The sequence below is a fragment of the Mucilaginibacter sp. NFR10 genome, assembly GCF_900100445.1.
In the GTDB taxonomy this organism is placed as follows: domain Bacteria; phylum Bacteroidota; class Bacteroidia; order Sphingobacteriales; family Sphingobacteriaceae; genus Mucilaginibacter; species Mucilaginibacter rubeus.
The window spans coordinates 138,553-162,260 of sequence record NZ_FMTV01000001.1 but is presented as its reverse complement, the minus strand read 5'-3'; the positions used below and the strand labels follow the sequence as shown (position 1 = coordinate 162,260).

Genomic DNA, 23,708 nt, shown 5'->3' with positions numbered 1-23,708 from the left:
ATTTCATGAATCAGATACAACTTTATATTAATGACCAAGTGGTTGATTTAACTGATGACAGCCCTATTGCGCTTACCTTCCAGATCAATAACCTGGCCGAAGTTAAAAACCAGCAGGGCAATACCAGCAACCAGTTTAAGATCCCGCTAACACAGCGTAACCGTCAAATCCTGGGTTTCCCGGATGATATAGCTTTTACTACTATGCTCCCTTATGATAATTACCAGGCAAAAATCATCCAGGATGGGCTGGAGATTATTCCTTACGGGCTGGCTGTACTTAACAGCATTGAACAGGATATGGCCAACATCACCATACTAAGCGGTAACGTTGATTTTTTTGATGCGTTGGAGGGAAAAATCTATGACATGGGCGATAGCAGCAGCCCAACATCCAATTTGGGTAAAAACCTGCCGTGGCAGGCTTTTGACCACCCCTGGAATCTGGATACTATTATCGCCTCACAAAAAAAGACAGACGGCTGGATATGGCCCGTTGTGGACTATGGATCGATAAACGAAGTTGATTTTGATAAACCTTTAGATGTGTACACCATGCGCCCCGGCTTTTTCATTAAAACAGCAATCGAACTAATGATCAAAAACACAGGTTATAAAGCAACAGGCTCCTTGCTTAAAAATGAGTTATATCCTAAACTTATTTGCCAGTTTGCCAATGATGAATTTGAGCATGGCTCAGATTTTCAAAATTCTGTTGAAGGCTTGAGTAAATCAGCATCGATGTTGTATGTAACAAATAACGACCTCGTAATAGATGGCGGGCAATTAGGCATGCATGCTAACAACAATACGGATAGAACATTACCAATTGGGTTTCAGGAATACCACGCAAAAGAGCGGGTTAACGGAACAGCAAGCCTGATATTGGATTTGGATATGCATGGTATTGCCAATACTGGCGATAATGGGTATTTTGAACTCATTATCAACTATCGCGATGCAAATGGGCATGAAAGTGTTTCAACAAAACAAACGATAAACTTTACCGACAAGGCCTATCCGCCTAACACCAGGGAGCGCACAGAACCGGTTAAGAACTTAAAACTCACATACGATTTTGAACTTAATAAAGGGGATTCGGTTTTTATCTCTTATCACCTGCATCGTTACAATACAACGGTATTCATTCACAAAGGTGCTGCATTTAGGTTTGATGTTGACCAGAAACCAATTTTATACGGTCAACAGGTTCAATGCGAACGTATTTTTCCGGATATTAGTCAGAAGGATTTATTGAAGGATACGCTACAACGTTTCGGCATTGTATGCCAAACAGATAACAGTACCCGCACCGTGTCGTTTAACTCATTTGCTGATATTGTAGATAATATCCCAATCGCAAAAAACTGGACCAGCAAATGCATCGATCAGGGCAAAACTATTAACTTCCAGCTTGGTGGATATGCACAGGTTAACTACATGAAATACAAGGATGATGATAATGTACTGCCTAAAAAGTTTGCCGACGCAGAAATTGTGGTTAATGACAAAACCTTGCCGGCCAGTGCAGATTTGTTTGAAAGCCAATTTGCCCCTACCCTTAACCGGGCTTTTACTGGTGGAACCATAGCTCAAATCAAAAAACTCGATCCTGACAGCGATAACAACGATTTTAGTATCGGGACATCGCCAAGAATATTGATAGATCAAAAGTTAAACCTGCTTAGTCTTAAAAACTACCCTACTGTAAAATTTACCGATGGCGAGAAAACTGTTGAGGTAAATGACGTTGTATCGGTACCTTATTTTTATAAACCCGACGGTGAATTTAACCTTTGCTTTAGCGATAAACCGGGAGTTAACGGTAGCATACAGTCTGGCTTAAAAACAAAGTATTATCCGCAGCTCGAAAAAATACTTTCGCAAACCAAAAAGGTAGTCAGATATTTTTTGCTTACACCCCGCGATATCCTTGAGCTCGATTTACTTATTCCTGTTTATCTTGAACAGGATAGTTGCTATTACTACATCAACAAAATTGATAGCTGGCGAAAAGGACAGCCGACGAAGGTTGAATTGGTGAAGTTGGGATGATAATTATTAATTGTTAAATAGCATTTGTATGATATTATATAAATGGTATATTTACCAAAAAAATTAGCATTTTATTGTACAATAAATCAATAAACCTACATCATGAAATTATCACGATTAATTCCCGTTTGGTTTTGCCTTGCTGCTTGTAGTGATAGTACACAACAGGGAGACCAATTGAAAAACATGCCTGCTCCGGAACTGGCCCTCATTAAAAGAGTTGAAATTGCCGACTCCGCTAAAGTAGTTAACGATAACCCAATCAAAAAAGGCGATGCCGTCAAATACCATAAAGCGGCTATTTTAAAATTTGTACAAGATACTTTGCAGGGGAATGTAAAACAATGGTTAGCGGTTATAGAGACAATAAAAACGACACCGCTTGTAGACGATGATTATGATACCAGCGTAAGATTATTGATTCCGAGGAATAATTATTTAGACGAAAAAGTTCCTGAATTTGGTACAATAATATTTGATGCTCAAATTGATAGCGCAGGCGCAGTAAAAAATGCCTTGAAAGAAATGAAAGACGGAGACAGAGTAATTGTTTCAGGAACCTTTGTAAGGGATATCGTAAACAATATTGATTTTGATAATATCATCGATTTACATGAAGGCTTTAACAGCCCTACGTTTAAATTTAATATTCAAAGCATAACCAAACGGCCATGATTTAAACCGTTAAGAAAAACTGCTGGCTAAATGATTTAGTGTACGTAATTATAGGATATTACCTCATAAATAGTAAATGGCTATGGTCACACTACAGGTTAATCCATGCTATTTGTTTGTTCATTCCAATTTACTTCTTCCGTCAAATAAGCCATAACTTGAGATGGCAAATTTTCTAAAAAACCACCAACCCTGATGTATTTAACGGCGTAATAAATATGCCATATGGAACTACATTCATAATCATAAAACCCGTTCAGTAGTCACAAACAATTGGCTTACAAGCAAAAACGACATTAACATCTTTAACTCAAACAGAAAACCCTCTTTCCATCCTGCAAAACGCATACCGACAGTAGCTCTTTCCAACACCTCCTACCCCTCATTCCTATTTCCAACAACGATCAACCAATTAAAACAACTTACATTATATGCCAGATGAAAAAAAAATAACCGTCGATGTTAAGGTTAACAGCGATGGACAAAGACAGCTCGACCTATATACCAAAGCCTTTGTCAACTTCCGCAATGCTATAGCTGATATGTCAAAACCTTTGAATACTTTAAGCTCCGATCTTCCTAAACTGACTGATGCCATTGACAAATTAAATACTCAAAATCTCAAACTGGCTGATTCAGGCGACAAAGTTGCCAATAAGATCCCTGATATGATTAGCGCGTTTCTTAACTGGAAAGACATACTGGACTTAATTAAAAAAGGCTCAGAACTGGCTGAGGGAGCATTCACACTTTTTGAAGGCGCATTAACAGGAGGTTTGGCTATCCTGGCGGTATATGGCCCCGAAATAATTAACTGGGCAATGGCTCTTTTTAAAGGAAAAGAAGCTATTGATGTTGCCACGCTTAGTTTAAGCAATCTTAACAAGGGATTAGCATCAACTGACTATTCACATGCTATCGAAAATGTTGATATGCCTCACCTACGGGTACAAGTCACAGGAATAAATGCCCCTCCAATAAATTCAGGGAGCATCCACAACCATTATAGCACAAATGCTGTGCTTCTTTAACCAATTTATAATATCTACATCATGACAACATTTGAACACAGAGAGATCAGGGGCATTACCATAAAGAATATGATAGTCACCATAGCCAGCACCGTAAGCATTGTTGTTTCGGTAATGACAGGCTACTTCCAATTGAAAGGCGACATTAAAGATATCCGTTCATCGCAGGAAACACAAAGCAGGATCAATGAGATCAGGTTGAAAGTACTGGAAGGACAAGTTAATGTATTACAACAGGAAGTCAGTGGATTAAAAGAGGGGAAGAGATCTTAAATAAATTGTTTAAGAGGTGTGCCCAGAACGAGATTCGAACTCGTACATCCTTACGAATGCCACCCCCTCAAGATGGTGCGTCTACCAATTTCGCCACCTGGGCTTTTAATAAAATGTGAGAATCTTTCAATTCTCACATTCTAATTTTTCTTACTTTAAAAAAGGCGTGCCCGAAGAGAGACTCGAACTCTCAAGAGACAATTCTCAACGGCTTCTGAGACCGCAACGTTTACCAATTTCGCCATCCGGGCTTATCGTTTTATTAACAAGCGTGCAAATATAATCGTTTCCGGCAAATTGCAACTTAATAAATTAAAAAATCAATATTATGTTGTTTAACGGCCTTTGAAAATCTAACTTAGGTTTCATAAAACTCTTTATATCAAACGTAATGAAACTAAACCGCATTTTTATTTCAGGCACCCTACTTTTTTCTTTGTGGTTCAATTCTGCCCTGAAAGCACAAACTATTACCGTTTTACAACAGGATAAGCCAACAAGCATCCGCGGTTTATCTGTAGTTGATGATAATATGGCATGGATAAGCGGCAGCAAAGGATACATCGCCAAAACAAACGACGGCGGCAAAACCTGGAGCTGGCAACAAATAAAGGGTTATGAAAAATCCGACTTTCGGGATATTGAAGCTTTCAACGACAAAGAGGCTGTAATCATGAGTTCGGGCACGCCGTCCCTCATCTTGAAAACAATTGATGGCGGACAAACCTGGCATGAAAAATATCGAAAAACGGATACTACCTATTTTTTAGACGCTATGGATTTTGCCGATAACCTTCATGGCTACATCTTGGGCGACCCGATCAACAATAAATTTTTATTGCTGGAAACCAAAGACGGCGGTGAAACCTGGAACGAGTCGAATAATGCCCCAAATGCACTGCCGGGAGAGGCATCGTTTGCCGCAAGTGGCACATGCCTCAGAGTATCGGGCAAAGAGGCGATATACATCGTTTCAGGGGGTAGTAACGCCAGGCTTATTTCCTTACAGCCTCACAATAATCAATGGCAGTATTCAAACCTTCCACTTACACATGGAAAAAGCAGTGAAGGCGCTTTTTCAATATCGATAGGGCAAAATGCCGGTATTATTGTCGGAGGTGATTATGCCAGTGATAAAAAAACAGATTCAGTGGCGACTATCCTGGCGGTTCACCCTGTCCTCACATTTACACCACCCCAAACAGGGCCGGCAGGTTTTCAATCAAGTGTTGAGCACATAAAATCCGGGATATTTCTTTCCACAGGCACACCCGGGAGTAATATTACTACTGACGGCGGCCAAACATGGAAACAAATAGATAGCACAAGTTTTAATGTTTGCCGCAAGGCAAAACATGGTAAGCTTGTATTATTAGCCGGGAATAGTGGTAAAATAGCCGTTCTAAAATTGTAGTTTACTGGTTTTTAACGGCTTAAAAAAACCTTAATATTAATTTAAAAAATAGCTTGCAGGGAATAATTAAGAACCCTATATTTGCACCACTTTAAACGGAAACGGTTAACCGAACCAAAGAAGTTTAAAGAATGATTCCGTAGCTCAGCCGGTAGAGCATAACACTTTTAATGTTGGGGTCCTGGGTTCGAGTCCCAGCGGGATCACAAAGACCACCCAACAGGTCGAACGTTTTGAAGTAAAAGCCTCTTGAAAAAGAGGCTTTTTTTTGTTTAAACGCGGTTTTCAGCTTAAAAACCAGCTTTTTCCAAAACCAATCCTCCAGTTTTCTAAAAAATTTCAATTCAAGTTAGTTCAATGTAATTCAAAGTAATCGGTGACCTATTCGGTGACCTATTCTTTCTTCCGAAATTAGGTCACCGAATTAATCATGGTGATTTGTACCAGTTTGACTATCAGTTTAAAAACGTTTTGGTTTCATTTTTTAAACAAAAATCGCATGAAAGTAAATGAAGATCTTTCCATTTTATTTTGGCTTAAACGTCAGAAGGCTACTAAAGAGGGTTTGGTGCCAATCTATGTTCGAATAACTGTAAAAGGTGGCCGTACAGAGTTTTCCTCGGGCAAAAAAATTCATCCTGATCATTGGGATGAAGAGTCCGCAACAGCTACAAGTGGTTGCGCTGACTACAAACTGATCAATAGCTACATTAATAAAACAAAAGCTGAATTAGAAAAACACTATAATCAGCTATCAGCTGTACATAAGCATGTACATCCCGATATGATAAAAGACGCCTACATGCCCAAGTTGGTTATAAAACAAACTTTAATGCAAGCTTTTAAACTGCATAATGATGAATTTGCTCAAAGGGTTGAAAAAAATAAAGGCAGTAAAGGCACTTTAGCGCGCTATGAACGCCTAAAAGATAAAGTGCAGGACTTTCTAAGGAAAAAACTAAAAATAGCTGATATAGCTTTAGATGAAATTGAAATGGCCTTTGCCGTAAACTTTTTTCATCATCTGACTATGGAGAATGTTGGTGATAATACCGCTATGAAATATGTTAAAACCTTAAAGCAGATTATAGATCGTGCTATTGATGAAGGTTGGATCAAGCATAATACAATATCAGGTTTTAAATGTACTTACAAACACCCTGATAGAGAAACCCTTGAAATGCACGAATTAGTTGGAATGTATGAGAAAGAAATCTTGATTGAGCGTTTAGCAGAAGTACGAGATGTTTATGTTTTTTGCTGCTTCACCGGTTATGCTTACGAAACCGTATATAATCTTGAACCAGCAAATATCTTTAAAGGCTTAGACGGCAAACTATGGATTACAAAAGATCGGCAAAAGACTGGTGTCGAAGAAACTGTCCCATTGCTACCTATTGCCCTGGCAATAATTGAAAAGTATAAAAATCATTCCTATTGCGTTAGTGAAAATAAGCTATTGCCTGTAAATAGCAACGTCCGATATAATGCATATATAAAAGAGGTCGCGACAATATGTGGAATCAAAAAGGATCTCACTACACATACAGCAAGGCATACTTTTGCCACAACCGTCCTTCTTGAAAATGATGTGCCTATAGAAACCGTTGGAAAATTGTTAGGCCATAAAGATTTACGTTCTACTCAGATTTATGCGAAAATCACTAAAAGAAAAATCAGCAATAATATGTTGGCGCTAGAAAGCAAAATTTTTGGCGAACAAGGATTATTAAAGGTATCTTAAAATCAATTTATGAAAAAGCAGGTTGAAAAGCAGTTTATAGAAGTGATTGGATTAATTAACCAATCACGTTTCAATGCTTACAAAGCAGTAAATACGGAATTAATAGACTTGTATTGGAAAATTGGAGAATATATAAGTAATAGGGTTTCTAACGAGGAATGGGGAAAATCAATTGTATCGAGTTTGGCGATTTATATACAAACCGTTGAACCAAATTTAAAAGGGTTCTCCGATAAAAACTTGTGGCGCATGAAGCAATTTTATGAAACCTACAAGGAACATCAAAATCTCTCGGCACTGCTGAGAGAAAATACATGGACAAATAATTTGGCTATTTTTAGTCGTTGTCGTTCAATGGAAGAAAAAGAATTCTATCTCCGATTGTGTGCAAAAGAGCTTTACAGTTCCAGAGAATTAGAAAGACAAATGAACAGCGGTGTATTTGAACGAGTAATGATAGGTAATCAAAAACTCTCATCAGTAATGAGAGAAATGACACCTAATATTTCAAATGCTTTTAAAGACACTTACGTTTTTGAGTTTCTTAATCTTCCCGAAATCCACAGCGAGGGAGATCTTCAACATGCCCTAATTTTACAAATGAAAAATGTCATTTTAGAATTGGGAAAAGATTTTCTTTTTATGGAGGAACAATATAGAATACAAGTAGGGAACAGCGATTTTTTTATTGACTTAGTTTTCTTTCACCGCAGCCTTCAATGTTTAATTGCTTTTGAGCTGAAAGTGGATAAGTTCAAGCCTGAACATCTTGGTCAATTAAACTTTTATTTAGAGGCATTAGATCGGGACGTTAAAAAAGTCCACGAAAACCCTTCTATTGGAATTTTACTTTGTAAAAGCAAGGATACTGAAGTTGTTGAATACGCTTTGAGTAGAAACTTATCTCCAGCATTGGTTGCGGAATATCAAACTATCCTTCCTAATAAAACCTTTTTACAAAATAAGTTTCATCAACTATTCGTTGACAGTACAAATAATATTTAACCCTATGAATTCATCTCTTTAATCATTCCTTGAATAAAATTAATTTCATTTTCTTCAAGTTTGTACTTAGAGTATAATTGATTATCAATGTTTGAAATTGATTGATTCCAATCTATATCGCTGTTCATAGATAGATTTTGGACTGGTACAAATTTGTAGGTTTTCGATGTAGCGTCCTGGCTTGCCTTTGAAATACTATGCATAAACCGTAAAAATTTTGTCGAAAAATATTTACATAAATTTTTAGCTGAAAGTTCATCAAGCTTTAGTTCTGCCCCCATTACAAGATAAGATTCTGTACATATCGTCCCTGGTACACCAACAAATGTGTTTAAGTTATCATCATTTAATTCGGTTCCAATATTATTGGCCCTTGGTGTAAAAACTTTGTAATTATAAATCCAAGACTTTCTTGTATTTACCTCATCTCTCTCAACATACCCAATTTTCTTACCCTTTCCATAACAAATAATTGGGTGTTTTAAGCCAACATCGGAATCTCTGAATTTTTCATCATTTGTAAAATAGCCACGGAAACCGAATGGCCGCAACGGCGAAACAAATTCCGCAAAGGATTGGAAATCTTTATTTTTTGCCACTTTCTCAATAATTGAGATAGCTTCATTATGTCTTATAAAAGTACCGCCATCTGTAGGTTGAAGAGATCGATATACAAAGGTTGGTTTTTCGGATTCTTTATGCGTTACAACTTTTGTAAGATTCACTTCATTATTATAGTTTTCGTCCCATAAAAAATAGCAAATTCCGCCTCTAATATTCGTTTTAGGGAAAACTAACTCTGGGTTTAAAAAATCATGCAATAGTGAGATTCTTTTATCTTTTAACATTGCACTTCGAAAATCGTCAAGTCCTCGACCTCCTGAATACCACCTAGATGGCATAATCATTGAAATATATTGAGGTTTGATTTTTTTTGCAATCTCCACAAATTGATTATAAATAGGTTTCGCACTGCCTTGTGCCCCCCCATCCATTTCCATGTAAGGTGGATTCCCAACAATAGCGTTAAATTTCATTTCTGTATGATTATTTGATTTCCAATAATTTTGACCGTTTTTAACTTTCCGCACAAAGTTTTCAGGCTTATTTTTAATTTGAAAAACTAAATCTTCAAAATATCGTGCATTTAAATTAGCTTGTCTAAAGCCGATCAAAGTTCTTTTAGTGATACTTTTTGCCATCGGAGTTTTGCAAATAATATATATATTTTCTGCAATCGTAGCATCCCATTCGGCCAACTGTTGTGCAATCGTTAAAGTGTTTGGATCAGCACTATTAAATTTAGTATTTATCCTTGTGCGAAATATGTTGTAAGCAGCGTATAATGGATAAAATCCTGATTTAGAATTAATTTCTAAAATTCTTGATTCTAATGAAAAAACATTTTTTGTAACCTCCCCCTGGGACGAATAGGTTGAAATTGCCTGAGTGTTAGAACGCGCTTCATTTAAAAAGTTGTAACCTCCAAAACAATCGCCCAAATGCATATTAACTACCCTCCAAGGGGTTAAAACAGTTTCTTTGTCTGGATTACGAAATGTACTGAATATAGCCGTTATTCGTTCAATTCGGTCTTCAATAGATAAAAGATCAGCAGCACGAGCCAACGCTCTTATCCGTTTACCGGCAGCACGAAATACATCAGGTTCGTAATATTTTTTAAATTTCAAAAATGTACCCTTAGTAACTCCGTTTGGCATGAATTCCTCCCAGGATTGATTATCTATAAGGTCTGTGAAATTGTCAATAGAAATTTCTTCTTCATCAGTGACGTCAGCGCCATAGATTAATAACGGCATACGAATTGAAATGCCCCTAAGAATAGAGATTGCACTGTCTCGATTTTTCTTTTTTTCCGTTTTTTCACCTAAAATATTTAACTCCTCGTCCGTAAGTTCACTTTTTTGTTTCTTCTTAATTTTTTCTAACTGCTCATATTCTTCATCTGTAAAACCTTGAGTATTTATATCAATATCACCACTTTTAGGCATTGCTTTTGTGCTACCTATAATCTTCTTTAGACCATCAAATTCTTCTAAGCCTAATGCGTCCAGTTTCATTAATTCGTCATTATTATATAAATAACCGTCTTCGAAACCGTTTCGTACTACTCGTTCAACATAAGTCTTTTTTAATTGCTCCAACATCCCATTGACGTCATAACTTCTCATTTGGGAACCATGAATCGCAATAATTGGGCAAAAATTCAAAAATTCACCCATTATCCTCCGATCCTCGCCTGTTGTCTTACCTGCCTTTGATGACACTTTAGCGGTTTCAGCAATTACTTTTAAAGTGCGGTCAGGTGCAAAATCAAAAACAAAGCACTCTTCTTTAATTTTGCCATTTATAGTAGCAGGAGTTTGCACACGAAAAATTGTCTGCATATAACCAGCAGCAGATGTATTATATGATCCGGCAAGCATAAAAACAGCAGTCCATGCCGGAACTGATACTCCGGTAGTCAATCTACCGCAAGACAATGTTATGGTAAATGTTTCTTCGGGTTTTTCACCAATAGCTTTGTTAACTTTTTTAAGAGCCTCCTCATTTGCTTCTTCTTCATCTCCTTCGCCAGCAACATTAACAATCTCAAAGTGTGAAAATACAGCATGAGATTTTAAAGCCCTACTCAATGCTTTTGCTTCTTTAACTCCAGGCAACATCCAAAGGGAGTGCCTGAAGTTATCTCTATATTGCGTAGTAGAGTAAGGATAATTGCTGTCTGAATCAGCTTTACAAATTAAATTTAGAAAAGCTATAACGTCATTTTCATGAATAAACACACCACTCTCGTTTACTCTAAAAAATTCACGAAAATTGAAAGCTACCTCTTCATCAACATATCCGTTCAACAGCTTGCCTAAATCATAAGTAAATATATTTAGTTTTGGAAGAGAAGAATATGGATTGGGATCGCCCCAATGAACTTTATCCCAATCGGCCTTTGCCTTTTGCTCCATCACATAATCCCAAGTATAAATTTCCTCTTCTTTGTAATTGTCGAGTAGATTAAATGGGGTTCCTGAAAGATGCAAAATTTTGGTATGCGGCTTTTTCAGGCCAGAAAGTACGTTTCTACCTAATTCGGTTTGCGTGCCTTCATGCGCTTCATCTATAATTATAAAATCCCAAGTAGTATTATATATCTCATCATTTTTAGTAAAGTTACCACCAACAACTTCAGAACCTCTAAGATCTTGCATCGAAACGAAATAAACATATTTTGAATCCTTGTTTTTTGCAAGATTCTCAAGTGTAGTAAATCGATGGCCTTGATTTTTTGAACCATAAAAATAGTTAGGCGAATCATAAAATATCTTCGCAAAATCTTCAAACCAACCTTTATCTACAACAGGTCGGTGAGTTAAGATTAAAGTTCGAGTAAATTGTTCCTCCTTCAAAACTTGTAAAGCTGACAAAGTTTTGCCAAAGCGCATTTTGGCAAACCATAACATTTCACTACCTTTCTTAAACTGTTTAATAGTTTTTTGAATAGCAAACCTTTGTTCAGGTCTAAAAGCCACAGGGTTTTGAACAACCGATATTTCATGGCTATTCAAAGAATCTCTTCCAGCTTTGACTGCGATGATAGCTTTTTTTACAGTTTCTAAATCAGTTAAAAACCACTCATTTGCTTTGTTTTCATTATCAAAAATTTTTCGCTGAATTCCTGACCGAATTAATACATTATGTACCTCGGCATCTGAAAATGCTTTAATCACTCCTTTATCAGAATAAACCGCAAATTCCGTGTACAGTAAATCATACGAAATTCCAGCTGTCTGAGTATATTGGTCAATTCGCTTTTTAGCCGACTTATTCAATGCAGAACTATTGGGTTCCAATCCAAATAGCTCATTAGAATCGGAAGTAGCTTCTCCTATTTTTAGACAACCAGAGTGCGCCGTATCATTAATACGGAATACGTAAATTAATTTTGGCTTTAATGAGGACGTGAATTTCATTTACCCTGCTTTTTTAAAAGGTCAATAAACCTGATTTTCCTTCCTGGGCTGTTAGATTCTAAGTCCTTACGTGTCCAATCCATTATTAGACAATAAGTACCATTATGTTTAAGAATTTTGTCAGCTACGCATCCTTCACAAACAGGTGTGGCTTGATAATCGCCAAATAACTCGTGAATAATATTTGCTTTTTTGTTACATGAATTAGGAACCACACCTTTTAGGCCATCCATTTGCCAAATGTTCCAAGAAATTATGTAAGCTATAAATTGAATCGTTTTTAATAATGGTTCTTCACCAAATTTGTGCATATAGTTTTCAATGAAAGTAATCAACAATGCTTCCCGTGCAAGTAACAAACTGTCGCCTTGCCATTCAAAACCATAAATACTCTTGTATGCGGTTTGCGCAGCCTTTAACCATTCACTTTTTGTGTGAGCATTTTCGTTAATAACTCGCAATTTCCTGTCTAACATTCCTATTCGGTATTCAATAGGAATAAATAAACCAGTTGTCGTGTCGTATCTACTTGTTATATACGGCGCCTCTCCACAGGAAACCTCTAAACGTACGTCACGAACGTATCCTTTCCAGGTTTTGCCTTTAGGGAAAACTATTTGTTCAGGATTAGGTTGCCAGGTATTATCTTTTTCCGACGAATATAATTCAGTATTAAATACGTCATCTCTTCCAAACCAAGCGTTGTCAATCAAATTCAACTGAGCATTGCATACCCATGATGGAGTAAATACCTCTGCCATTTCTTTTGACCGAACTTGTTGTTGTAACTTGTTCTTTTGAACCCGAGGCAGTATAATATTACCGTTGTCCCCTGTGATCAACTCCAATAAAATGTGGCAATCTGAATTATATAAAATACCATTTTCTTCATAATTACTTGTTGCCCAAATTATATTCTTTTCCGTGGTATTATCCCGCAATAAGATATCAAGAACATTTGGATATTGTTCAATAATCTCATTTTCTAATATGTCGACGTCTATTAGCACAGATATTCATTTATATTCTCATCGTAAAGATATAAAAATCGTGGGCGATTGCATTCCACCGGTATAATAGTCAGTCTACCAATAAAATTTTAGTTGCTAATTAATTTTCAAGGCGAAGATTACTCTTCCATTGTTGTACAAATATTTCAATTGCATGCATTTAATAACTTTTATTTTTTTAAATCGCTATATATCTTATATATAAATTGATATTTATTGTCACCTTTATACTACTATGCATATACTAAACCTTTTAATATGAGTATTAATTTTAAGTTTCCTAATGGTTCAGAATGGCGCAAATGGGATTTACATGTTCACACACCATTTTCAATGGTACAACATTTTGCAGCAGGTGAAGGTGAAGATGTATGGGAAACTTATATAAAGGATTTGGAAAATTTACCAGCGGAATTTAAAGTAATTGGTATTAATGATTATCTATTTATTGATGGTTATAAAAAAGTTTTGGAATACCGTGCAGCTGGTAGATTAAAAAATATTGAGACATTGTTTCCGGTAGTTGAGTTTAGAGTCAAAAAATTTGCTGGTCATAAAGATTTTAAAAGAGTCAATTTTCACGTTTTGTTCTCGGATAAACTTTCACCAGATGTAATTGAAAGTCAGTTTTTGAATGGTCTCAGTGCCAAATATCAGTTGACACCAGGGCATTCAGGAATAGTATGGAATGGTTTAATTACTAAGCAAAGTTTAATTGATTTGGGCGCCGCGATAAAGAAATCAGTTTCTATAGAACAATTGATTAATTATGGCTCAGATTTGATTGAAGGATTTAACAATTTAAATCTGGAAGAAAAAGACATTATAACCTTGCTTACTGAAAATACGTATTTGAAGGGAAAGGCCATTACCGCTGTAGGGAAAACTGAATGGGAAAGTTTATCTTGGAATGATCAGAGCATTGGAGAAAAAAAAGACATTATCAATAAGGTTGACCTTGTGTTCATCAGTTCTGAGACGCCGACGGCTGCACTTAATGCTAAGAATAAATTATCGGAACAAGGGGTTAACAATCTACTATTAGATTGTAGCGATGCACATTACAATTCTTCAAAAAATTCACAGAAGGACCGAATTGGTAAATGTTATACTTGGATAAAAGGAGATCCAACTTTTGAAGGCCTTCAACAAATAATTTATGAACCTGATACAAGGATATCCATTCAAGATGAAAGGCCAGCCTCCAAAACAAGTTACAATGTTATCAGTTCTTTGAAATTTTTAGGTGATAAAGACACTTTATTCTTTTCAAATGAGCCTATTCTATTAAATGAAAATCTTAATGTGATAATTGGTGGGAAATCATCTGGGAAATCACTATTGCTTTACCACATCGCTAAATCTGTCGATCCATTACAAGTTACAGAGAAATTAGGCATAGTCGGTGAAAAGGAATTTGACCTTAAAAGTCGAGTAAAGGGTTTTGACTTCGAAGTTCATTGGAAAGATGGTGTAGTAAATAAACTTAATGATCTAATCGACACCAAATCGCGCCAAATAACATATATACCACAGATGTATATTAACCATTTGGCTGAACAAAAAGGTGAAAAAAACTTAGCTGACCTTATTGAAAGTATTTTACTTCAAAATGTAGAGTTCAGGCAATTAAAGGAATCATACGACGCTAAAATTCAACAAACCAATCTCGAAATTAGCAATAACATCAACGGAATATTTATAGTAAAAGATAATTATCAAACAGCCTATAAAGAATTAAAAGGTATCGGCGATAAAGCAGCAATTGAATCTAATATATTACTAATAAATAATGAGATAAATGATTTAAAGCAGAAAGCAGGCTTTACTCCTGATGAAGATATACGTTTTGCAAAACTTAAAAAGCAACAATCGGCCCTTTTGAGAAGTAAAGAGAAGATCGACGTTTATTTAGATCGATGTAATGAATATTTACAAGCATTGTTAACGCTTAAGGAACAAACGAAAAACTCTTTGAGGGAACTACCCGAAACATGGGACATCTTCCAAGATAATAAGGCTGCCCATGTCTATATCAATGAAAATTTAAATGCTGATCAAAAATTATCAGACAAATTATTCGATGAATTGATTAATAAGTACGAATTAATCAGTAGAACTTTCCAAACAATGTCGGGTGCGAGACAATTAAGTTTAGAGAATGTTGATGAAGGATTTAAAGAATTTAGCACCAAAATTACAAATCAAACATTACTTAATTCCCTAAATTTAAAACTACTGTCAGAACAAAATAAGATTAAACAAATTGATGAAAAACAGAAGCAACTAAATAAAATCAAAGATGAGGGTTCAGCGCTAAAGGCAGCAATTTTAACAGGTGTAAAAACTTTGGTTAGCCATTACCAAGTAATTCTCGCTAAAATGCAAAGCTCTGATTTATCTCAGATAGGAAATGGACTGCAACTTAAAACTTCTTTAACAATAGATGTTCCTGGTTTCCAAAACGGTTTTTGTGGAACACTTGATGGAAGGTTGAATTTTAATAACCTTTTTGGAAATTGTTTTAATACCGCTAACGATTTTGTTTACAATGAAGCTGATTATATAAAACATGTTGAAGGAATGTATGATAAGGTTTGGCAACCTGACAAGAACGGGATAAAATTTAGGTCTGGTTTCGGCCCTAAGGAAGCAATTACTCAATTACTTAAGGATAGATATAAATTTAAATATAACATCATATATAATGCGGACGATATACTTCAAATGTCTCCGGGTAAACGCGGTTTAGTTCTTATGCAAATTATTCTTCATTTAAGTAATGCTGAGCATCCTATACTAATTGATCAACCCGAGGATAATTTAGATAATAGAACCATTTTTAATGATCTTAACACTTTTATAAAGAATAAAAAATTTCAAAGACAAATTATCTTGGTTACCCACAATGCGAACTTAGTAGTTTCAACAGACTCCGAATTGGTAATCGTTGCAAATCAAAATGGTCAAGACAAAGGTAAGACCAATGATAAATTTCAATTTGAATATGTAGCGGGTTCATTAGAACATACATTTAAAAATGAATCTAATGCAGGGATTTTGCAACAAATGGGAATAAGGGAACATGTTTGTGATATCTTAGAAGGAGGGGAAGATGCGTTTAGGTATAGAGAAAGAAAATACGGCTTCAAAAGTTAATGGGACAGGGCAAAATTGATTTTTCATATAAATATAATAAAGTATCCATTTGAGTAAAAAGAGAGCGAAAAGCCAAATTAAGGCTAATCCGTTAGCCGACCAGGCAAAACACAAAAAGGATTACATGTCGCGTGTAAAGATGGTTTGTGATAAATTGGTAGGCCCTGGCTGGTTTGAGATAATTCCGAAAGCTGAAATTGATAATCTTTATGGAAAACGCTACCCACCTCTAACAATCAAATTGGGTCCAGGCGTGATAATGCCTCCAGGACGCTTCACAAACTACCGAACGTCCTTATCTGAGTTATTAAACGTTCCTGCTTTTGACATTCATGAGTTTAGCATCCCTTTAAAAACCATGCTTAGCGAGGGTTTAACGCTAATACATTTCATATCTTCAATTTCTGCAAATCGCTTCGATCGGTCGGAAGAACTGCGAACAGCTTTCAACCCATTTTTGATTACATCTAATAGCTATTACGGATATTTGATAGATCAGCTTGCCTCTATATTGTTTGTAGCTGATTTACGTAACGGTAATTATAATGATGGATTCTTACACGCGGATCGGACACAAACTAACCTTCGAAAACTTGCGGCAACACCAAATGCAATATTCGTACATTTTTTTAGGCCAATAGTTGATAAGGTAATTATTGAAGGATATAAACGTGAAATAATTGCAGTAAATAGGTTTGTTCCAAAGGGAATAAGTTTACAGGTGAAGTTTCGACCATCAGCTTTGGGCATCCATTCCGTGACGGATGAACCGTTACCACTTTATATACAGCGGCACGCACTCCAGCGCTTAGATGAACGGCTCGGTTTAAAAGCAGAAAACGTTCATGCTCATTTATTTTTCAGCCTTTACGAACAACCGGTAAATTATGTGAAAGTTGATGGTCGAATTTTGATTGAGTACAATATGTATGAATATAAAGTCGGCTATCTGGTAACTACGATGCACGACGATAAATTAGTAATCCTTACCTTTTTATTTCTTACTAATGACGGTACACCTGAAGGAAGGCGCTTACGTTCATTAACCGGGTTGGCAAAACGTGACAAAAAATATTTAGAAATAGACAAACTTTCCACATTTACCGCATACCGCATCCATGAAGATCATGACCTTAGTGAATTATTTCGACAGGCCGGTTGCGGGTCATTATTAGAAGCTGAAGCTCTTCAGTCAATTGCTGCCGAATATATGCCGGAACGCAGTAAAGCCATTCTTCGCAAATTTTTAGCTAAGGAAGCCTTAGATTAAATTAGGGCAATATTTTGTTAGTGAATTTTTTTCCAGCCCATTAAAGTGGATATGGACTTTTTTGAAGTTATCGATAATTTTAATCAGCGCATTTTCTGTAACTATTAAAATCGCAAAGTAATATCACCTGAATTATCTTAAATGTTGACTTTGCAGTTCTTAGTATTTAAAGCATTTTTACAAAAAGATCGTTCCAATTGTTAAGGAACTGTTTTCGCTCAACTAACCTTTTACCATTTAATATATTAATAAATAACAAACCACCGTGTAAGTCTAAATCATCTTTAAAAACAACTCTATCAGTTTGATGCGTCCGGTTGGCATATTCGCCCTCTATTTTACTGCTTATATTTCTACTGCAAGGGTATAGTAAATAAGCTTCGTCTCCCTTGTAGTAAAGCTTATAGCTTAGTAACTGCCGAAGGTCATTATCATCAGGTTTGTTACTACTTGGACACTTCCATTTAGTGTCTATTACAATGTTGTTTTTGCCCTCTGATTGATGAATAACAATGTCGGGAATTAGCTTCTTTGAACCTGAATCTCCAACCCAATATTTTAATCCTTTATGACGATTTACCTTCCAGTTTAACTTATTTTCCATTGATTTAAGTCGCCGAAAGATAAATTCTTCCCATAACTCATTCATGTCAAACATTAATGCCAATATTGAGTGTCTTCCACCTCTTAAGTCGGGATGGTAATTTAGTAGTATCATCCTTGCAATCATTAATGCCTCATGGTAGGGTTGGGTTTTACGGTTAACTGGTATAGTGTCAAAAATGCCTGGTGTAATTAAAACAGGCTTACTGCGGGGCCATTGCACCAAAAGTGTATTGATTCTGTCGCTCAAATTAGTTTGGGCTAAATCGCCCACGAGTTCCAAAGCTTGAAACAAAATCTGATGAAGACGGTGATTTGCATCATAGATGGTATAGTTTACAAAAAATCTTTCCGCATGTGTTAAGTTGTGCTGCAAATGCTTCGCAAATAGCAGATTACCTTTAAGCGCAGTTTGATTGCCTTCCTCTGTACGATATTTTTTAATTAACCCTTGATGTAGTAATCTCTCTAACTCGGTAACGTATTTTTCAAAATACAATTCCAATACTGAGTTTCGTTTAAGTTTCAAATTAGCATAACCGGTGGAATGAGGGTCTATAAACCTACACTCTTTAAGCATATCCAGCAATATATCATGCCATTTAGATGCGTTGTCCTCTTTTCGGTCAATTTTAGGTAATACTTCTATGGTTAAGTCTCCCACTTGTATTACTCCTACCTGTTCCTTAAAGCGGATTCCGTTGTCAATTAAATCATAATACAATCCGGCTGATAATGTATGATACTTTCTGAGGGCGCTAATTTGTCCTTGAGAAAACTTAATGCGTGTATCACTATTAGCTAAAGAGTAAAATGAGCTAAATTTCACTCGATCGTATTCAAAAAATTGAAGTATCGCGCGTTTCATTTAGTGATATTCATCCGCTCGAGAGCAGTAGCAAACTTTGTTTCGGTCTCGAAGACCTCTCTCGCAATTGAATATATTATTCTGTCAGCATATTCATCATCTTCTTCAATAGCGAACTTAACTTCGGTTGAAGACGAAGTAATAAATCCATCTCCCAAAACCAATTGAATTTTATTGTAGTCTCCAAAAAAGTACTCCTGTAATAATGGTATTATGTTGTCTTTAAATACAGCCATCAGATCGGCTAAGTTGCATACATTTATAAAATACGCGTGCCCAATTTGATGATCCCTGTCTTTTAATACCTCAATACGTTTATTTAGGGTGTTTAATATTTGCTGCAAGCTCACCCCACTAAAAATATATGAATCGAAATATGAAATCTGCTTTTCATCTCTTCCTTCTTTTTCCATGTCGTCCCAAATCTCTTTTCTTGCTTTCCACAGGTCATCATTCGCTCCCAAAAGCTCTAAAAGGTTTTCTTCTTTCGTAATAAAGTTCTCGTCCTCCCAGGAGACATCTTTATAGTCCCATAATAGTTTCCAATATAATGCAGCAGGAGATAGTAAAGTGGGGTTAGGTAGTATTTCTTCAAAGCTGAAACGTCGCCTTAATGCTGTATCTAATGCTTCAACGCTACGGTCTGCGGTATTCATCGTGCCAATGATATAAAGATTTGCAGGAACGCCAAATTTCTCCTTACTGTAGGGTAGCGTAACCTCAATTGCTTCCTCGTGTCCTAAACGTTTGTCCTTTTCTATTAAGGTAATCAACTCACCAAATACTTTAGATACGTTGCCACGGTTGATTTCATCGATTATAAGTACATAGGGCTTTACATTGGCTTTCACATTATCCTTTACGATTTGATTATCAAACTTAACCAACGCTTCGTTAACCTGAATAACTTCGGCAATCGGGGCTTTGGTGTTTTGTTTTTGCTTTATCCAATTATTAAGATAATCAACTACACACCAATAAGTTGTTGCATTTGCTCCACCTATAACCTGTCTAAATTCTTTATCAATATTCTTGACCACACTTAAATCAGGATAAGCTTCAAATAGCTTTTGTGTCCGTGTGTATGAAACCGTGTACTCTTCTGCATTCTCACTTCTAGGCTTAACTAATATATTGCCTTGAGCGGTAATTTTAATAGCATCTAAAGTTTTCCCGCTTGAAGATGAAAGTTCTAAGGTTTTTCCATTATCTAAGTTCTCTTGTACAGATTTAACCAAGTGATCCCATGCTTCATCATATAATTGTAACCGATCAATTGGTGTGCTATTCTGCTTTTTATTGCTTATATCTTGTCGATAATATTCTGCTACTGCTTTTCGTGATAACCGCTTTAAAATACCATCTTCTATCTTATATCGAATTTGTCCGCCTTCATCGGTTTCTGCATTTGGCTTGATACCTTCAATAAAGTCTTCATAACTCATACTCTGGTGGAAAGTAGTAAATACGAATTGCCCGGCTGCTACTCGTTTTTCGTATTCTGCTTTTATCCCATTGCGGTCAAGGGAAGCTGTATTGATGCCTACAATCTCCAGCGCTTTATTCATAGTATGGTAAGTTTTACCAGTTCCGGGAGGTCCGAATAATATTTGATTCAAAGGAGCATTTGACATAAATAGATGTTCTTCTGAGGCTTGTACAGGATACTGTTTTTGTGCTGAATTATTGAAAATAGCGTCAATGTGCTCCGGATTAGTCACCGAGTGAATGGTTTGCCAATACCCTCCAGAGAAGTTTACTACGAAAGGTTTAAATCCTTCTTCCCAATTTACTTTAAGGACATTTCCATCATCCTCATTTTCCACAACTTCACCGCGAGCTTTTATAGTCATAACGGATTTCGTTTTTTCGATGGTGTGGACGGCTTTAATCGCTATTTTACTACTTGGCTTGATAGACTTGACCAAGTCTAAATTTTTTCCGTCATATCCGTTTTCCCAAATGCCGTCTTTTAAGAATCGTGTGAGTTGATCAGCCGGCTTAGCATCCTGCCAAACCGAACCACCAATATAATAATTGACGACCTCTGGCTGAGCCAAATCCAATGATTGATAAAGAATGTCTTGGGCTAAAATTTTAAACTTCTCGTCCTTGAAGCTGCTATTTTCGAGGTATTTGGCATGCATTTGCTTCAACTCTTCATCTTCATCAATATAATTTTCAATCAATTGATCTACTAATTCAAGATAATGAATGTACCGATCACCAGCTTTGGCTTTCTTGATGTTTAATAACTTGCAATATTTTGAATAAAACGACGATTTATAATAGGTGTAAATAGATGCGTTGTGAAACGTTAAATAAGTTGCGATGGTCCGCTCATCTTGATTGTGATTCAAATTTTTTAATCTGGCATATATATCTGAAATCGCAGTTTGAAATCGTTTTATTCTTTCTGTCAGTATAATTTCATCATAGTATAAAACTCTAAAAGCCTCCCGTACTTCTTCAGGGTATCTTGCCGCAACCTCTCTAATAACTCCTATCGCGTTAAAAAATAGCAAGTTAGAAAAATTTATTTGCTTAAACATCCCGAAAAAATCAGGAGCATCAATATCCCATTTGTTCTGGAAATCTGTTATAAGATCAAATTTGTAAACTTCATCTGCATTCCCAGAGGCCTTCACCCGATCTTTATAAATCTTTACTAAGTTCGCTATTGGGTCAGCCGAATTGTTCTTTTCACGGATTTCAAACCCCAATTTAGTAAGATATCTATTTGTTGGTTCTCCACCACCAGGTTGCCATAGATATTCTCCTGTAGCTTCCTCGTGTGCAAGTCGCATTAAATCTTTAGGAGGATACGCTTTCCCATTTACAATTACATCAAATTTTATAGAAGGTCGAATACCTATTTCACCACTATCAAGTATTTTCGTAGCTTTTATGATATGTTCTTTAGTGATTTTTTCAGGTTCAAAGGGCATATTGTTATTTATGTTAGGCTGTCAATATTAATAATTAAAATTTATCAATCAAACAATACCCCTAATGGTAGAAGGCCGCTGAAGTATAACGAACAACAAAAAAAGTCCCTTAGCACTCGCTGCAAGGGACTTTTAACCTAAACCTTATCACAAGGTGAATGTAGAATTCACCAAATTTAAGGCAATGTAACAAAATTTGAATTATACTTTATTATTAGCTATAAAATGTTGAAGCTGGTAAAATTTCGCATGATTGTATTTAGGAAATAATTCTGGCTTTTCATGTTGCAACTCGACCATTTTATGCAGAGTGGAAACGATACTAATACCATCGCTAGCTTCAAACTCTAAATAGTTCTGACGATAAAACTTAGCAGGATCACCATTTTCTATCCGTGTAAATTCTTGTTGTAGGGTAATAAAATCGCCACCGTCAAGAGTAGGCATAGCATCCGCCAACTCCTTTTCCAACCCTGTTAATAAATCTGTTTTTCCAGTTTGACTTGCTATGATGTTCATTATTAATTTTGTACAAACACCCTTTAAGGTTGTACCAAGGTCAAGTTGATATGTGACATTCCATTGTGCATAGCGTTGTTCAAGGTAATCATACAATTGCTCTAAATTCATACCACTAGTTTCATGATGCTTAACTCCTAAAAGTTCTTGCACAATTAATAGATGCTTAGGCCTTGTTGCTTTTATATTTACTTCCGGCTTTTCCAGACGTGTTATTGTTTGATAGTAGCTGTCATGTACATCCGGCCCCTTATAATCATTATTTAGTATAACATAATATTGAAAAGTGCTAAACAAATCTATGTAACATACAAGTTTATGTGACTTTGCAGATTTATCAACGTACAATATGAGTGTATGTGTAGGATATTCTGGTTCAATAGCCAATCGTAAAGGATCGTAAATCAAATTTAATATATCCCATCCAACAAAAGGCACTAAACATGCTACATCAACAAATTTATTTGTCTTGGTATCAATTGCATTTGTAAGATGTTCTCGACTTACACCGTTTTTAGCTGCAAATCCTGTAGCAATTTTTACAAAACCCATTTTGAACTTTTTGTTGAAGTCCTCGATGCCTTCTGAAAAATTAATTCCTAATTCCACATGATCCTGTAAATCATTAACAACTTCAAATTTTAGTGTTTCTATATCTACACCACTCTTTTTTAAATCGCTTTTTGCCTTGTTGACAAATTGCTTTGCGGTTTTTTCTTCGCCGTAAACTTTTACAATGCCATTTTCCGGCTGGTCGTAAAACGGTCGTGATGGGAAAATTTTACCCTCTTTAATAAATACTTCAATCTTTTCCTGATTCTTTAAAATAACGTGGCCGTGGAGGGAGCGGACAAAATTATTGCCTTTCGTTTTAGAAGCAAGTATTGACGAAAATTGTTCGGTAAGCGTTTGAAATATTTTTACGAAATCGGCATCTATTTCTGTAGATAGCTTACTACCGCATGTTTCGCAAAGAATATCATTTGCAATTAACCTACCGTAAATGGCATCTTGCAATATATGCTCGTCATGTTTGAGTTTTGGTTTTATGTCAAATGCGTTCGGATCGGCATCGTATAATGTACGTTCGATCATGTTTTCGCCGCACAAATAGCAGATATTCATAAGATTTATTTTTAGATGCAA

The 23,708-nt window shown here is 36.0% G+C and carries 14 protein-coding genes and 3 tRNA genes; 10 read left to right on the top strand and 7 right to left on the bottom strand.

The features are described 5' to 3' along the window. Positions 1–5 precede the first annotated feature (5 nt). The 4 genes from BLP33_RS00695 (at position 6) to BLP33_RS00680 (ending at position 4,033) form a co-directional block, all read left to right on the top strand. On the top strand, positions 6–2,054 hold the full coding sequence (locus BLP33_RS00695; RefSeq protein WP_090523719.1) for a hypothetical protein: 2,049 nt from the start codon (positions 6–8) through the stop codon (positions 2,052–2,054). Between the two features lie 102 nt (positions 2,055–2,156). After that, on the top strand, positions 2,157–2,729 hold the full coding sequence (locus BLP33_RS00690) for a hypothetical protein (RefSeq protein WP_139159902.1): 573 nt from the start codon (positions 2,157–2,159) through the stop codon (positions 2,727–2,729). Positions 2,730–3,160: 431 nt separating this feature from the next. Next, positions 3,161–3,760 (top strand): hypothetical protein, encoded by a 600-nt coding sequence (locus BLP33_RS00685; protein WP_090523714.1) that lies wholly within the window; start codon positions 3,161–3,163, stop codon positions 3,758–3,760. Between the two features lie 21 nt (positions 3,761–3,781). Then, positions 3,782–4,033 (top strand): hypothetical protein, encoded by a 252-nt coding sequence (locus BLP33_RS00680; protein WP_090523711.1) that lies wholly within the window; start codon positions 3,782–3,784, stop codon positions 4,031–4,033. A gap of 19 nt (positions 4,034–4,052) precedes the next feature. Here BLP33_RS00680 and BLP33_RS00675 read toward each other — a convergent pair. Together BLP33_RS00675 and BLP33_RS00670 are read right to left on the bottom strand one after the other, a co-directional pair. Further along, a tRNA-Leu gene (locus BLP33_RS00675) sits at positions 4,053–4,136 on the bottom strand. A 64-nt stretch (positions 4,137–4,200) separates the two neighbouring features. Then, positions 4,201–4,284 (bottom strand) — tRNA-Leu (locus BLP33_RS00670). Positions 4,285–4,424: 140 nt separating this feature from the next. Here BLP33_RS00670 and BLP33_RS00665 point away from each other — a divergent pair. The 4 genes from BLP33_RS00665 (at position 4,425) to BLP33_RS00650 (ending at position 8,196) form a co-directional block, all read left to right on the top strand. Further along, positions 4,425–5,447 (top strand): WD40/YVTN/BNR-like repeat-containing protein, encoded by a 1,023-nt coding sequence (locus tag BLP33_RS00665; protein ID WP_090523709.1) that lies wholly within the window; start codon positions 4,425–4,427, stop codon positions 5,445–5,447. Positions 5,448–5,580: 133 nt separating this feature from the next. Then, a tRNA-Lys gene (locus BLP33_RS00660) sits at positions 5,581–5,653 on the top strand. Positions 5,654–5,946: 293 nt separating this feature from the next. Next, positions 5,947–7,191 carry a site-specific integrase gene (locus BLP33_RS00655; protein ID WP_175489879.1) on the top strand — a complete coding sequence of 415 codons (1,245 nt, stop codon included), beginning with the start codon at positions 5,947–5,949 and terminating at the stop codon, positions 7,189–7,191. Positions 7,192–7,200: 9 nt separating this feature from the next. Next, entirely contained in the window at positions 7,201–8,196 is a 996-nt protein-coding gene (locus BLP33_RS00650) for a PDDEXK nuclease domain-containing protein (protein WP_090523703.1), read from the top strand. Between the two features lie 2 nt (positions 8,197–8,198). On the opposite strand, the gene BLP33_RS00645 is transcribed toward BLP33_RS00650, so the two are convergent. Together BLP33_RS00645 and BLP33_RS00640 are read right to left on the bottom strand one after the other, a co-directional pair. Continuing rightward, complete coding sequence (locus BLP33_RS00645; protein WP_090523700.1) at positions 8,199–12,185, bottom strand: Eco57I restriction-modification methylase domain-containing protein; 3,987 nt, start codon at positions 12,183–12,185, stop codon at positions 8,199–8,201. Further along, on the bottom strand, positions 12,182–13,195 hold the full coding sequence (locus BLP33_RS00640; RefSeq protein WP_090523697.1) for a restriction endonuclease subunit M: 1,014 nt from the start codon (positions 13,193–13,195) through the stop codon (positions 12,182–12,184). The genes BLP33_RS00645 and BLP33_RS00640 overlap by 4 nt, the downstream gene beginning before the upstream one ends. Before the next feature lie 258 nt (positions 13,196–13,453). Here BLP33_RS00640 and BLP33_RS00635 point away from each other — a divergent pair, with 258 nt between their 5' ends. After that, positions 13,454–16,354 (top strand): TrlF family AAA-like ATPase, encoded by a 2,901-nt coding sequence (locus BLP33_RS00635; protein ID WP_090523694.1) that lies wholly within the window; start codon positions 13,454–13,456, stop codon positions 16,352–16,354. A 49-nt stretch (positions 16,355–16,403) separates the two neighbouring features. Further along, complete coding sequence (locus BLP33_RS00630) at positions 16,404–17,624, top strand: hypothetical protein (protein ID WP_090523691.1); 1,221 nt, start codon at positions 16,404–16,406, stop codon at positions 17,622–17,624. Between the two features lie 166 nt (positions 17,625–17,790). On the opposite strand, the gene BLP33_RS00625 is transcribed toward BLP33_RS00630, so the two are convergent. The 3 genes from BLP33_RS00625 to BLP33_RS00615 form a co-directional block, all read right to left on the bottom strand. Then, positions 17,791–19,095 (bottom strand): McrC family protein, encoded by a 1,305-nt coding sequence (locus BLP33_RS00625; RefSeq protein WP_090523688.1) that lies wholly within the window; start codon positions 19,093–19,095, stop codon positions 17,791–17,793. Continuing rightward, entirely contained in the window at positions 19,092–22,043 is a 2,952-nt protein-coding gene (locus BLP33_RS27825; RefSeq protein WP_305777674.1) for an McrB family protein, read from the bottom strand. Before BLP33_RS27825 ends, BLP33_RS00625 begins: the two co-directional genes overlap by 4 nt. Positions 22,044–22,244: 201 nt before the next feature. After that, positions 22,245–23,687 carry a hypothetical protein gene (locus tag BLP33_RS00615; protein ID WP_090523685.1) on the bottom strand — a complete coding sequence of 481 codons (1,443 nt, stop codon included), beginning with the start codon at positions 23,685–23,687 and terminating at the stop codon, positions 22,245–22,247. Positions 23,688–23,708 lie beyond the last annotated feature (21 nt).